Raw genomic sequence first — 13,995 nt, 5'->3', positions numbered from 1 at the left:
GTGATGCTGCGTGAGTGGCATCACTTCTTTTTTGTCCCAATCGCATTTTCAAAGTCAGAAAAAAACCAATTCAAATAATTACCGCAATGTCAAGCAGACGCAACGCATTAAAAAATATTGTAGCCGGAACCGCCGGGGCACTTTCGCTGACCGACGTTTTGGCGGCCAACCAAAAAGCGCTCGGCCCGAAGCTCAACGGAAAAATCAAGCATTCGGTTTGTAAATGGTGTTACAGCAAAATACCGCTGGACACTTTCGCACAGGAATGTAAGGCGATGGGCATTTCGTCCGTCGAGTTGCTGGGACCGGAAGAGTGGCCGGTTTTAAAAAAATATGGTTTACATTGTGCGCTGCCAAATGGCGCAGGTATGGGAATCGAAAAAGGATTCAATGATCTGGCTTTGCACGATGAGCTCGTGAAAAGTTACGAGGACATTTTTCCAAAATTAAAAGAAGCGGGATACACAACTGTAATCTGCTTTTCAGGTAACCGCCGCGGAATGTCGGACTATGACGGGATGCGGAATTGTGCGATCGGTTTGAGAAGGCTCATGCCATCGGCGCAAAAGTATGGTGTTACCATGATCATGGAATTGCTCAACAGCAAAGTGAATCATAGAGACTATATGTGCGACCATACTTCCTGGGGCGCTGGCCTTTGCGAAATGGTGGGTTCCGAAAATTTCAAATTGCTGTACGACATTTACCACATGCAAATCATGGAAGGCGACGTTATCGCGAACATTCGCCAGTATTCTAAATACATTGGACATTATCACACCGGCGGCGTTCCGGGTAGAAATGAAATTGACGAAACCCAGGAGCTTTATTATCCGGCAATTATGAAGGCAATTGTTGACACTGGCTTCAAAGGCTACGTTGCTCAGGAGTTTATTCCAAAGCGTGAACCGCTGGCGTCACTCAAACAAGGCGTTCAGATCTGTGATATTGCTTAAAGTCTTGTGGATTTAAGCCATTTTAAAAATTGGATGATGAAAAACCTGATCAGGATTTCATCGTCCAATTTTTTGATTTTCAGCCTGGTACAAGGTAATTTGGCAAAGTTTGATGCGCCTTAGAATTCAATAGAAAAAGCAAACCCGCATATTGGCCGGGTTTGATCAAATCTAAGCCTTATCAGCTCAGCCATAAACTCATATATAAATGTTTTATAATTTATATTATGTTAAGTAGATATTCTGGAAACCTTCTGGTCCTACTAACCTTCCTGATTGTCGTTGTTTCCAGACTATACATTGTTGGATCATTTGCGGTACCACTACCTTTCTGGGATCAATGGGATGCCGAAGGTGATTTTTTATTAAAACAGTGGATCGAAGGCAGATTGAAATTAACCGCGCTGTGGGAACCACATAATGAGCATCGCATTTTTCCAACACGGTTACTGTCGCTCGCGGTTTTCAACATTACCCATGAATGGAATAATCTGACAGCCGCCCGGCTGAATGTTTTTCTTGCAGCCTCGGTTCCTGCTGTTCTTATTTGGGTACTTGTAAAAAACCGCGCATTGTCCGGCGCCAGGTTATTTATCCTGCCAGTTTTACTCGCACAGTTTTCGTTACCATTCTCTTTTGAAAATCTGCTAATCGGATTTCAAAGCCAGTTTTACTTTTTAATGCTATTCACCTTACTGGCGCTGATCCTCGCCACATTTCGACCTGATCACATCTATGCCAAATTCGGAATCGTCACTTTATGCTTGCTGAGCATTCTCACCATGGGCTCCGGCCTGCTGACCTCCGTCGCGGTTCTCAGCATCTATCTTTTGCACACATTGAATAGCCAAAAGTTATCAAAGCAAAACCTGATCCTATCGGCTATCTTAATAATTATCGCAGTTACCGGATTTCTGATCATTCCCAAAATTCCCAATTATCAGATTTACCGTGCGACAAATGTCTCACAACTTTACAATGCGCTCGGCTACATTCTCAGCTGGCCAGTTCCCGATCACCAGCTTCCGGCATTGCTACTTTGGTCGCCCGCATTTATCGTCATCCCCATTTTATTATTTAAACGAAAACTCAAACCATCTGACATCTTGCTGTCCGGCTGTTTTGTCTGGTCATTTTCTCAAAACCTCGCGATCGCCTATGGCCGCGGACAGGAAATGACGGAAGTCTCCTCCCGCTACACCGAACTTCTCAGTTTGGGTTTGGTTAGTAATGCCTGGTTTGCAATTCGGGGAATTCAGGAGTTTCGGGGTAATCCTTTGCGCTGGGCTTTCCTGGCATTTTTTGTAACATTTCTTTTTGGACATTATATCCGGTTCTCGATGGACATGCATGATATGCGCCGGAACTATCGGTACTCCCTAATTCAGACAACCAATGTTTGCAACTTTCTCAAAACCGGAAACGGTACCAATCTCCAAAAGCCGGGAAACGAAATCCCCTTCCCCGACTCTGCTCGGCTGCGCGATTTATTGAGCCAACCTACGATCCGCCAAATGTTACCCAAATCAATGTGTGAGTTTAGCAAGCCATAAAAAAAGCGGCGCTGGATTGCTCCGGCGCCGCTTTCTCGTTATTTAAAATCGCTTATTGCTCTTCTACGCAAGCAACTTGTTTAGCTGCAAATTGTTCCAAAACACCATTTACCGTAGTCAATGTTTCTTTCGCTTCGGCTTCATCCTTTGCCTGGATGGCTTTCTCGAAATAAGGTTTTGCTTTTTTGAATTTGCCACACACACGACCTTCTATTTCTTTACCACGTTGCTGATACTCAGTCATATTCATGTTATCAACTTCACCTTTTAGTATTACTGCCTCGTTGAAGTAGTAAACACCCAGGTTGAAAAGTGCATCGTAGTTTGCCGCGTCAACATCCAATACTTTTTTGTAATTGGCGATTGCTTTGGCGCTCGCGTCAGCTTGTTTTGCTTTCAAAGTAGCCATTTGCTTTTCCATTCCGGCTACATCATTTCCTTTTGACGCATTTTGTGCAGCAGTCAGATCAGCCTGCAATTTTACGATTGCTTCCTGGCTTTCTTTTTTCTTCGTATTTACGTCAGTCAACTGGCGTTTCAAATCTGCATTTTTAGGTTGTTTTTTGATCAACCCGCCGATACGCTTTACTTCACCATCGTATACTTCGATCTTTCCTTTTTCGCTTTCAAGGTTTTTAGCGATCACGTCGGTTGCACTACCACCCGCTCCCATTTTGCCTTTCAATACCTTGATGCTGTCATTAGCAGTTCTCTGCATGTTATCATACAAGATTGCCAGGTTCACCAGGTTTTGCGTATTTTTCGGATCCGATGTAGCCAAAGCTTCGAGTTCTTTGATAGCCTGGTCTTCTTTACCAGATGCCAAAAGAATGTTAACTACCTCAGCTTTAAGATCTTTGTTGTTCGGAGATTGTGTCAAACCTCTGTTCAAAGTTTCAATCGCTTTGTCGAAGTTGTTTTCACCGCGGTAAAGCTGTGACAATCCGTAGTACACGCTAGGATCTTTTCCACCGTTTGCTGCATATTTCTCGAAGCTGGTTTTTGCCTCTTCTTTTTTATCCAGCTGCTGCGCGGCGATACCGCCATACAAGGAAGCCAATGTGTCTTTTTTATTGATTTCCTGCGCCAGCGTAAACATTTCAAGAGCACCGTTCAGGTTTTTAGCCTGATATTTCTCAGCACCTTGTCTTACAAAAGCATTGAAAAGATTGGTACCTTCTCCCCCATTCAACACATTCTCAGCTTCTTTCGCCGATTTCCCAGGCTCACCTTTTTTGGTTTTATCCAGTTCAACAACCTTTTTATACGCTTCGTAAGCTGTTTTCGCAGCACTAGAATCTACCTCTGACGCCTGAGAAGCGATGTTTTCGTACAATTTTGCCCTATCCATCCAAAAGGCAGCTTTTGCACTACTCTTGGGATCTGAGGCATCTTTATCGCTTTTCTCCTTGTCTTTCCGGAATCCGTCTACTACTAGCTTGTTGGCAGCATCCTGCGAAAACGCAGCAACGCTGAAAAGGCTAAGAGCAGAAACAAAAAACAGTTTTTTCATAAATCCTAACTTTGGTTGTGATTGATTATTCGAGTTTAAATATAAATCAATTAATATAAAATTTTACAAAAATCATGCCTCAGGTTCATCAGAAGGCTCATTTTCATCATCCTCGTCATCCTCAATCACTTCGTCGTCATCGTCGGTTTCATCCAGTTCATCCGTAACCAGAATGTCGTCGCTATCTCCTCCGATTACCTGTACAGCGGGTTTTTCAATTACATTTCCGTCTTCATCCAGCTCCTCTGCCTTCTCGTCCGGATCTTTCAAGATGCGGGTTACCGAAGTGATTTCGTCGGAATTGTTCAACCGGATCAGTTTCACTCCCTGCGTGTTACGGCCAGCCAGACGAATATCCAGCACGCTCATTCTGATTGCGATACCATTTCTGGTAATGATCATCAAATCATCCTGCTCGGTTACCTCGCGGATCGCCACCAGTTTACCTACCTTATCCGTCGCATTCATGGTAGAAACACCTTTTCCGCCACGGTTTGTAATCCGGTAACTATCGATGTCTGAGCGTTTTCCAAAACCATTTTCAGAAACAACCAGCAGCTGCGCATCTTCCCGGTTGATACAAACCATACCGATTACCTTATTTTCAGGATCAGTCAGGTTGATACCACGTACACCCGCAGCAGTCCGGCCCATCGGGCGAACACCTTTTTCGTTAAAACGTACCGCACGGCCTGCACTGGAAGCAATCACAATGTCATTATCACCATTGGTCAAAGCCACGTTCAGTAATCTGTCGCCTTCGTTGATCGAGATCGCGATGATACCATTTGTACGTGGACGAGAATAAGCTTCCAATAAAGTTTTCTTGATAGTGCCCTGCTGGGTACACATTATGAGGTAATTGTTGTTGATATAATCCTCATCCGACAATGTGCGAACGTTGATCACTGAACGAATTGAATCACCATTTTCCAGGCTGATCAAATTCTGGATCGGACGGCCTTTGGAAGTCTTGCTACCCTCCGGCACTTCATACACTTTCATCCAGAACAACTTACCGAATTCCGTGAAAATCAGCAGGTAATTCAGCATGGTAGCCGAGAACAAATGCTCCGTAAAATCGGTATCCTTTGTTTTCACACCGCGTGAACCCACGCCACCTCGGGTCTGAGTTCGGTATTCCGATAATGGGGTACGTTTGATATAACCTTCATTCGAAATCGTGATCAGCATTTCATCGTCGGGGATCATATCCTCGTCGCTGAATTCCTCTGCGGAAAATTCGATCACCGTTCTGCGCGCGTCGCCGTAACGTTCCTTGATTTCGCTCAGCTCGTTTTTGATGATCTCGTATTTACGGAATTCATTCGCCAGAATGTCTTTCAAATCCGCGATCAAAAGCATGATCTCTTCGTATTCCTTGACAATTTTATCTCTTTCAAGACCGGTCAACCTTTGCAGACGCATTTCCAGGATGGCTTTCGCCTGGATTTCGCTCAGTGCAAAGGATTCCATCAAACCGTTTTTCGCAGTTTCCGGGTCACGCGAGCTGCGGATCAGGGAAATCACCGCATCCAGGTTGTCCAGGGCGATGATCAAACCTTCGAGAATGTGTGCACGTTTTTCCGCTTCCCGAAGTTCAAATTCGGTACGGCGTGTGACGACAACCACCCGGTGATCTACATAATGTTTGATCAGGTCTTTCAGGTTCAGCAAAACAGGGCGGCCTTTTACCAAAGCCACGTTGTTTACACCGAAAGATGTTTGCAGCGGCGTGTATTTGAAAAGGTGGTTCAGTACAATATTAGGTACTGCATCTTTTTTCAAATCAAAAACAATCCGCATCCCTTCCCTATCCGACTCATCGCGGATATCAGAAATACCATCCAGTTTTTTGTCATTGATCAGCGCCGCGATCCTTTCGATCATCGCCGCCTTGTTGGTCATATACGGAATTTCCGTGATAATGATCTGCTCACGGCCGGTTTTCGAAACCTCAAATTGGGCCTTGGAACGCATGATAATGCTGCCGCGTCCAGTCTCCATCGCCGAGCGGACACCATTATAACCATATATAATCCCGCCGGTTGGAAAGTCAGGAGCTTTTACATGCTCCATCAGTTGCGGGATCGTGATTTCAGGGTCGTCGATAAAAGCCAGCACACCGTCCACCACTTCCGAAAGGTTGTGCGGCGCCATGTTGGTGGCCATCCCCACCGCAATACCGGACGAACCGTTCACGAGCAGGTTGGGGAATTTGGAAGGAAGTACCGAAGGTTCACTCAGCGAATCGTCAAAGTTGGGCTGAAAATCAACGGTATCTTTGTTCAAATCGCTCAGGAGCTCGTCAGCAAGACGTTTCAGCCTGGCTTCGGTATAACGCATCGCCGCCGGATTGTCACCGTCAACAGATCCAAAGTTACCCTGCCCATCCACCAAAGGATAGCGCAGTGACCACGGCTGGGCCATACGTACCATGGTATTATATACCGAGGAATCTCCATGCGGGTGATATTTACCCAAAACCTCCCCTACTATACGAGCGGATTTTTTATGAGCGCGGTTGTAATTGACGCCCAGGTCCGACATTCCATATAGAACCCGTCTGTGTACAGGTTTCAAGCCATCGCGAACGTCGGGCAAAGCGCGGGAAATGATTACGGACATCGAGTAATCGATGTATGCACCCCGCATTTCATCCTCAATATTAATCGGGATTATATTTTCACCAGAAGATTCTGCCATAAAGTGTTAGAAAAGAATCGAAAGTTGTTAAGTGAGAGATTGAAAACGTTCAACTGCTCAATGAATTAATACAATGTTTGCAACACCAAAAAGTCAAATTTCGCTATTTTAAAGCATTCTAACAAACTATCTTTAATGCTATTTCAACCTCATTTTCTATGTCCGTGATCTCACGGCTTTTATCCCGAAAATCCCACGCGGAAAACTTATTTGGCATCTGTCATTAAATTTTAGTTTCTTCCCGCTTCTAAAAGTAAGCTTACATTTCCAGCCTTTCACCTATGCCCTTATTACTCACTTTTGTCGCAATTCTCACACTCATCCTTTTAATTGCCTGGCTCAAAATTGACACATTCATTTCCTTCCTGCTCGTCTCCATCGGGCTCGGCCTGGCCAGCGGTCTGGATGTTGAAACAGTGAGTAAGGCCATCCAAAAAGGTGTAGGAGGTACCCTGGGCGACCTCGTTCTGATCGTGGGATTTGGTGCAATGCTGGGAAAAATGGTGGCGGATAGTGGTGCTGCTCAGAGGATTACCGACGCGCTGATCGGTTTATTTGGTAAAAAATACATTCAGTGGGGTATGGCGCTGGCGGGTTTTGTGATCGGTATTCCGCTTTTTTATAATGCTGGTTTTGTGATTGTGATCCCGCTGATTTTCATGATCAGCGCCACGGCCCGGCTTCCTTTATTATATGTGGGTGTTCCGATGTTATCTGCTTTATCCGTCGCGCACGGTTATCTCCCACCCCACCCCTCACCTGCCGCCATCGCCAGCCAGTTGCATGCCGATCTTGGAAAAACATTATTTTACGGAATGATCGTCTCGCTTCCCGCGATTGCTGTGGCCGGCCCGCTGTTCGGAAGTACATTGAAACGTTTCCAGCCAAAACCCGATGAAGATCTTTTTAATGTCACACCCAGGCCCACTTCCGAACTTCCCGGCCTGGGAATAAGCGTTGTCACCGCGCTGCTTCCCGTTTTCTTGCTGACAACCATGTCGGGAATCAAAAAGATTTATCCTGACAACAAAATTATCGGTCTGCTCGCCGAACCCTATTTCGGCATGCTGCTCTCAGTTCTTTTCGCGGCGTATACCCTGGGGATTCTTCGCGGAATGACGATGAAAAACATCAGCAAATCCATGGAAGAAGCCTTTAAAGGTGTTTCCGTGATCCTGCTGATCATTGCCGGTGCAGGTGTTTTTAAGGAAGTTATGACCGCCAGCGGTGTAAGCACCTTTATCGCCGAAAGCTTAAAAGGGATTAACATTTCTCCCCTCCTTTTGAGCTGGGGAATCGCTGCGGTGATCCGGGTTTGTGTAGGCTCTGCCACCGTAGCCGGGCTAACGACCGTGGGTATACTTTCGCCGCTTCTGGTCAACTCCGCAGTGCCGCCGGAGCTACTCGTACTCGCCATAGGATCAGGAAGTTTGATGTTTTCTCACCTCAATGACGGCGGTTTCTGGCTCTTCAAAGAATATTTCAACCTCAGCATCAAAGACACCCTGCTTACCTGGTCGGTCATGGAAACTATTGTTTCGATCATGGGGCTACTGGGCGTTTTAATATTAAATTTGTTTGTTTAAACAGTTCTGACGCTATTTTGCCAACATTTGAGAGGGACTTTCTTAACGTCTTTTCTGGCTGAGCGTTCAATAATCCAGCCTCAGGGCTTCACCATTTTTATCAATATGGAAACTACACCAGAATCAAACTTTGCTGCACTCGGCCTCACATTACCTCCCGCTCCCAAGCCTTTGGGCGTCTACAAACCTTTGCTGATTGTCGATAAAAGGTGGGTATATGTTTCGGGCCACGGCACGGTGCAGGACGATGGTACATTAATAAAAGGACGCATCGGAAAAGATATGGATGCGGATCAGGGAAAGCTGGCCGCGCGCCAGGTCGGACTCGCGATTCTGGCCACATTAAAGGCAAACCTGGGCAGCCTCAACCGGGTGAAAAGGGTAATTAAAGTTTTAGGAATGGTGAATTGTACGACGGATTTCGAAAAACATCCCTTCATTATCAACGGTTGCAGCGAGCTGTTTGCCAAAGTATGGGGTGAAGAAAATGGCATCGGCGTGAGAAGCGCCGTCGGTATGGGCACATTGCCGGATAATATTCCCGTGGAGATTGAGGCGATGTTTGAGCTGGAAGAGAAATAAGTAAGTGATTCACTCATTCAAAATTTAAAACTCCATGTGGTTCACGCTTAACAATCCGGATCAGGTCATCTCACCGTCTTTGCTTTTTTATAAAAACCGGATCGAGACGAATATCCGTAATATGATCAATCTGGCGGGAGATGCGGAGCGACTTGTGCCGCATGTTAAAACGCATAAGACGCCTGAGATTGTCCGGATGCAACTGGAACAGGGTATCAGCAAATACAAATGCGCGACCATCGCCGAAGCCGAAATGCTGGCTGACGCAGGCGCCAAGTGGATTTTGATTGCTTACCAAATGGTCGGGCCTAACATTGCGAGGCTTTTTAAGTTGCGTGAGGCCTATCCGTATGTCGTGTTTTCAAGTCTGGTTGATAATGAAAAATCTGCGCTCGACCTGAATGCGGCTTCCCTGGATCATGGACAAATTTCGCCAGTTTTTCTGGATGTAAACAATGGCATGAACCGTACCGGTCACGCTACGGACGAAAGTATCCTGTCGTTTTACCGCTTTATCTCCACCCTGACGCACATTACATTGACCGGCGTGCACATTTACGACGGGCATATTCGGGATGCGGAATTTTCGGAAAGAAAGACGACGGCGGACAATGCTTATGAAACCGTTTTGCCGCTTTTGGATCTGATCAAATCGGATATTGGAAAAGAGCCGATGGCGATTGCGGGCGGTTCTCCGTCTTTCACAGTCCACGCCATGCGGCCGCACGTTTACCTGAGCCCGGGTACGAATGTGCTCTGGGACTGGGGCTATGGTGACCGTTTTGACGGACAACCTTTTGAGCACGCAGCCGTCATTTTGACAAGGGTGATTTCAAAACCTGCCCCGGGAAATATCACAATTGATCTGGGACACAAAGCGATATCCGCCGAAAATCCGATCCAGAACCGCATTAAATTTCTGAATCTCACCAACTACACCGTCCTGAGCCAGAGCGAAGAACACGGCGTGCTGGAAGTAACCCACGAACATTGGGAGCAAATGCAGATTGGTGATGTGCTTTACGCGATCCCCTACCACGTTTGCCCGACTGTGGCGCTGCACGATTTTGCCAGCATTATTGAAAACGGTGAAGTGACCGACGAGTGGAAAATCACCGCCCGCAGCAGAAGAATAACAATTTGACCTACAAAAAACTTTTATAATGTTCCTATTCGATGCCCATCTCGACCTTTCCATGAATGCCGTGGAATGGAACCGGGACTTAACCCAGGATTTGTATGCAATCCGCGATCGCGAAAAACATCTGACCGACAAGCCCGACCGCGGCAAAGGCGTAGTAAGTTTCCCTGAAATGCGCAAAGGCAACATCGGTATGTGCGTCGCCACGCAGATCGCGCGGTTTATCAAACCGGATAGTAAAATTCCAGGCTGGCATTCGCAGGCGCAGGCCTGGGCGCAGACACAAGCACAGATCGCGTGGTACAAAGCCATGGAAGACGCAGGCGAAATGGTGCAGATCACCAACCTTGCCGGACTGCAATATCACCTGGATCTCTGGCAAAAGTCTGAATTCACGGAAAATTTGCCGATTGGCTACATCCTCAGCCTCGAAGGTGCCGACTCGTTTATTAGTCTCAATAACCTTGAAATCGCGTACGGATACGGGTTGCGCGCCGTAGGTCCGGCACATTATGGGCCGGGCGTATATGCCTATGGTACAGACTCAGACGCTCCTTTAAATCAAAAAGGAAAAGATCTGCTGGCGGAAATGGATGCGCTGGATATGATCCTCGACGCGACGCATTTGTGCGATACGGCATTCTGGGAAGCGATGGATCTTTACAAAGGGCCGGTTTGGGCAAGTCACAACCTGGTACGTGCTATCACGCCGCACAACCGGCAGTTTTCCGATGAAATGATCAAGGTCTTGCTGGAAAGACAAGCGGTGATCGGGATGGCATTTGATGCGTGGATGATGATACCTGGCTGGATCCGCGGAAAATCGACGCCGGAAAGTACAGGTTTGAAGATCGAGCATGTGGTACAGCATATCGACCATATTTGCCAGCTCGCGGGTAATGCGCTGCACGTCGGGATCGGTTCGGACCTGGACGGAGCTTACGGGAAGGAACAATCCCCGGGCGATATGGATTCAATCGCAGATTTGCAAACCATCCCTGGCCTATTACGCGCCCGCGGCTACTCGGAGCAGGACATTGAGCAGATCATGTGGCGAAATTGGGTGGATTTCCTGGGAAGAAACTGGGATTGAAGTAGTTGGACAAATAGTAAGTTTCGGATTTATAAAATCTAATACTTTCTTAATATTATAATAATAAGTAATCTCAGAAAAGCTTTGCAACTTACGCCATCGTAATGCAAAGCTTTTTTATTTCCGCGGCCTGCAACAATTCTACTTTCTTATTTGTAATTAATATAAATAAGATTGACATTTGAATATGTTACTCTTTGCGGAGAAAGCATTACTTAAATTTATTTACCCGGTCACAACAAATGGCAAGAACATATAAGATTTCATTCAGGACGAGAATACAAAACAATAAGTCGTTCCAAAGATTACACGATTGCCTCAAACAGCTCAATGTCAAACATTGGGCGTACGATTTTCAGGATTTTTTGCTGACGCTGACTTCCGAGCTATCCGATTTCACATTGATCCAGGCGACACTCCGCTCCGCAGGCTATGTCTGCCACTTTCTTAAGCTCGAAAATTTGGAAGAGCCCGGTGGCCTGGCAATCGGCTGATATCGAGATTTTTATTAAAACAAGAAAGGCCAGGTTATCCTGGCCTTTCTTGTTTTCTGTCTATTCGCCTATCGAAGAAACCATGAAATTCAGAAAATAAAATACTTCTTCCTGGCTGCGAATGTGGTTCCTCGCCGCCGAAAGATCATCACCGATCTTAATCGTAAAAGAGCTCTCCGGCAACGCTTCAAACATATCTTCATCCGTGGTATCATCCCCAATCGCCAGAATAAAATCGTAGTTGCCGTTCTCCACGAACATGCGTGCCGAAGTACCTTTATTGAAAGCCGTTTTCTTGACCTCCACTACTTTATTTCCATCGATCACCTGCAAATTCAGTTCAGGCTGGATGTAGTTTTTGAGTTGCCAGAGTAATTCCTGCGCCCGGCGGGTTGCATACAACTTATCGTCGGCGGTACGGTAATGCCAGGCAAGCGCAGTTTCTTTTTCTTCCACGAAGGCACCGGGACACCTTTTGGCATAAATATCCATGATCGGACGAATGCTATCCTTCCAGTTTTCCTCGTAATTATCATTCAGCAGCCACTCGCCGCTTTCTTTTGTCTTGATCAAAGCGCCGTGCTCGGCAATGATGTGCACCGGCAGGTCATGGAACAATTTATCCAGAAAATGCCGGTCCCTTCCACTCACAATAATCACCGTATCTCTTTTGGCAATATCCAGCAAAAGCTTTTTCACATCTTCTGAAATGATCGCCTTTGCCGGGTCCGGTACGATCGGCGCCAGTGTTCCGTCGTAGTCAAAAAATAAAATTCTATTGCTCGAAGACTCATAAGCCTTCCTGATCGCGTCAATTCCTTTGTTGGTCAGGAAAACCTGGCGCAACCTTTCATGTTCTAATTCAAGCATGGTCATTTGGGTAAAAAAGTCATTGGTCCAGGCAAACACATCGTAATCCCTGATGCGCTGACGCATAGCCTCCATACGTTTCATTTGTTCTTCTTCGGGCATTACAAATGCCGTGTTGATGGCATCCGCAATGTCCTGTTTGTCCAGCGGGTTAATGATCAGCGCCTCACCTAATTCGGCTGCTGCTCCGGCCATTTCACTGAGTATCAATACACCCCGATTGTCTTGCCGGCTGGCCACATACTCCTTGCAAACCAGGTTCATACCATCCCGCACCGGCGTAATGAGCGCCACGTCGCTGGCAGTATACATGCCAACCAGCTCGGGATAAGGCATCGAGCGATATTGGTAAATGATCGGCTGCCAGGAAATGGTGCCGTAATCTGCATTAATGCGTCCGACCGTCTGGTCAATGTCGGATTTCATTTGTTGATATTGTTCGATGGTATCCCGCGAAGGAACCACCACCATCACAAACGAAACCTTTTCGTGCCAATCCGGGTAAGTTTCCAGGAACCGCTGGTAACCGCGCAGCCGGTGGATGATGCCTTTGGAATAATCGAGCCGGTCAACCGAAAAGATGATCTTCTCTTTCAGTGAAAGTCGTGCGTCGTATCTCGCCTGCACCACGCCGGGATCTTCAAAAGCTTCGTTAAACTGGTCAAAATCAATGCTGATCGGGAAAGAATCGACTTTCACGATCCGGTTACTCATATTAATATAATGCAGCTTATTGCCGTATCCCGACACGAGCCGGGCGGCTTTCAGGAAATATTCGACATAATCATTGGTATGAAAACCGATCACATCCGAACCCAACATCCCATCAACCAGCGCTTTACGCCAGGCCACCGGCAGCATCCGGAACAGTTCAAAAGAAGGAAACGGAATGTGAAAAAAGAAGCCGACTTTATTGGAAGGAAAATGGTTGCGGATCAGCGCGGGCAGCAACATTAACTGATAATCCTGCACCCAAACCGTATCTCCCGGCTGTATCACCTCCGCCAGCTTTTCAAAAAACAGTTGATTCGCCGTCTGGTACGCTTCGAAATAAGCGTCGTCGAACCGCGCCAGTGAGGGGAAATAGTGGCACAGCGGCCAGAGCAGGTTGTTGCAAAATCCTTCGTAGTAATTTTCATTGACATCTGCCGGAATGAAAACCGGGTGCGCCTGGAAATGTTCATTTTCCATCGATTGTCCTTCCAGCTCTTCCGGCGAATTTTCTGAGAAACCAATCCACTGGATCTTCTCATCCGCATTGAAAGCAGCATTATTTTGGCTTTTTACCAGCGAAAGTACCGCTGAAACCAGGCCGCCGGAATTCTGGAACAAGCGAACTTCTTCATTCTCCCAGACCAATTTGAAAGGCAACCGATAGGCGACAATAATTAACTTACCCGACTTTTCTGAGCGTAAATTTTTCATAGCGTTGCTGCACAAGCCTCAAAACCTGTGCCAGCAGCGTTTGTTAAAACGGAAAAATAACTAGCTTAGCGGCCGC

General features: G+C 46.5%; 10 protein-coding genes. 7 read left to right on the top strand and 3 right to left on the bottom strand.

All coding sequences use genetic code 11. The features are described from left to right. Positions 1-86 precede the first annotated feature (86 nt). Positions 87-956, top strand: a complete 870-nt coding sequence (locus tag FEN17_RS04915; protein WP_138364166.1) for a hydroxypyruvate isomerase family protein — start codon at positions 87-89, stop codon at positions 954-956. Positions 957-1,183: 227 nt separating this feature from the next. Beyond that, positions 1,184-2,509: a hypothetical protein gene (locus tag FEN17_RS04910; RefSeq protein ID WP_138364165.1), complete on the top strand. Its 1,326-nt coding sequence runs from the start codon at positions 1,184-1,186 to the stop codon at positions 2,507-2,509. Between the two features lie 52 nt (positions 2,510-2,561). Here the strand turns inward: FEN17_RS04910 and FEN17_RS04905 are convergent, their stop codons facing one another. Both FEN17_RS04905 and gyrA read right to left on the bottom strand, forming a co-directional pair. Beyond that, positions 2,562-4,022 (bottom strand): tetratricopeptide repeat protein, encoded by a 1,461-nt coding sequence (locus tag FEN17_RS04905; protein WP_138364164.1) that lies wholly within the window; start codon positions 4,020-4,022, stop codon positions 2,562-2,564. A 72-nt stretch (positions 4,023-4,094) separates the two neighbouring features. Next, positions 4,095-6,728: a DNA gyrase subunit A gene (gyrA, locus tag FEN17_RS04900; RefSeq protein ID WP_138364163.1), complete on the bottom strand. Its 2,634-nt coding sequence runs from the start codon at positions 6,726-6,728 to the stop codon at positions 4,095-4,097. Between the two features lie 281 nt (positions 6,729-7,009). On the opposite strand from gyrA, the gene FEN17_RS04895 reads away from it, so the two are divergent. From FEN17_RS04895 to FEN17_RS04875, 5 genes are all read left to right on the top strand, one after another. Continuing rightward, positions 7,010-8,314 carry a GntT/GntP/DsdX family permease gene (locus FEN17_RS04895; protein ID WP_138364162.1) on the top strand — a complete coding sequence of 435 codons (1,305 nt, stop codon included), beginning with the start codon at positions 7,010-7,012 and terminating at the stop codon, positions 8,312-8,314. A gap of 105 nt (positions 8,315-8,419) precedes the next feature. Further along, positions 8,420-8,896: a RidA family protein gene (locus FEN17_RS04890; RefSeq protein ID WP_138364161.1), complete on the top strand. Its 477-nt coding sequence runs from the start codon at positions 8,420-8,422 to the stop codon at positions 8,894-8,896. Between the two features lie 34 nt (positions 8,897-8,930). Further along, the gene (locus FEN17_RS04885) at positions 8,931-10,040 is read left to right on the top strand and encodes a D-TA family PLP-dependent enzyme (RefSeq protein WP_138364160.1); all 1,110 of its coding nucleotides are present in this window, start codon (positions 8,931-8,933) and stop codon (positions 10,038-10,040) included. A gap of 19 nt (positions 10,041-10,059) precedes the next feature. Continuing rightward, positions 10,060-11,130 (top strand): dipeptidase, encoded by a 1,071-nt coding sequence (locus FEN17_RS04880; protein WP_138364159.1) that lies wholly within the window; start codon positions 10,060-10,062, stop codon positions 11,128-11,130. A gap of 242 nt (positions 11,131-11,372) precedes the next feature. Further along, a complete protein-coding gene (locus FEN17_RS04875; protein WP_138364158.1) occupies positions 11,373-11,624 on the top strand; it encodes a hypothetical protein in 252 nt (83 codons plus the stop codon). Positions 11,625-11,684: 60 nt separating this feature from the next. Here FEN17_RS04875 and FEN17_RS04870 read toward each other — a convergent pair whose 3' ends face one another. Beyond that, entirely contained in the window at positions 11,685-13,919 is a 2,235-nt protein-coding gene (locus FEN17_RS04870) for a bifunctional alpha,alpha-trehalose-phosphate synthase (UDP-forming)/trehalose-phosphatase (protein ID WP_138364157.1), read from the bottom strand. Between the last annotated feature and the right edge of the window lie 76 nt (positions 13,920-13,995).

The sequence above is a fragment of the Dyadobacter luticola genome (assembly GCF_005860805.1).
In the GTDB taxonomy this organism is placed as follows: Bacteria; Bacteroidota; Bacteroidia; order Cytophagales; family Spirosomataceae; genus Dyadobacter; species Dyadobacter luticola.
Note: the sequence above shows the minus strand (reverse complement) of the source record. Positions and strands in the feature narration are given on the sequence as shown.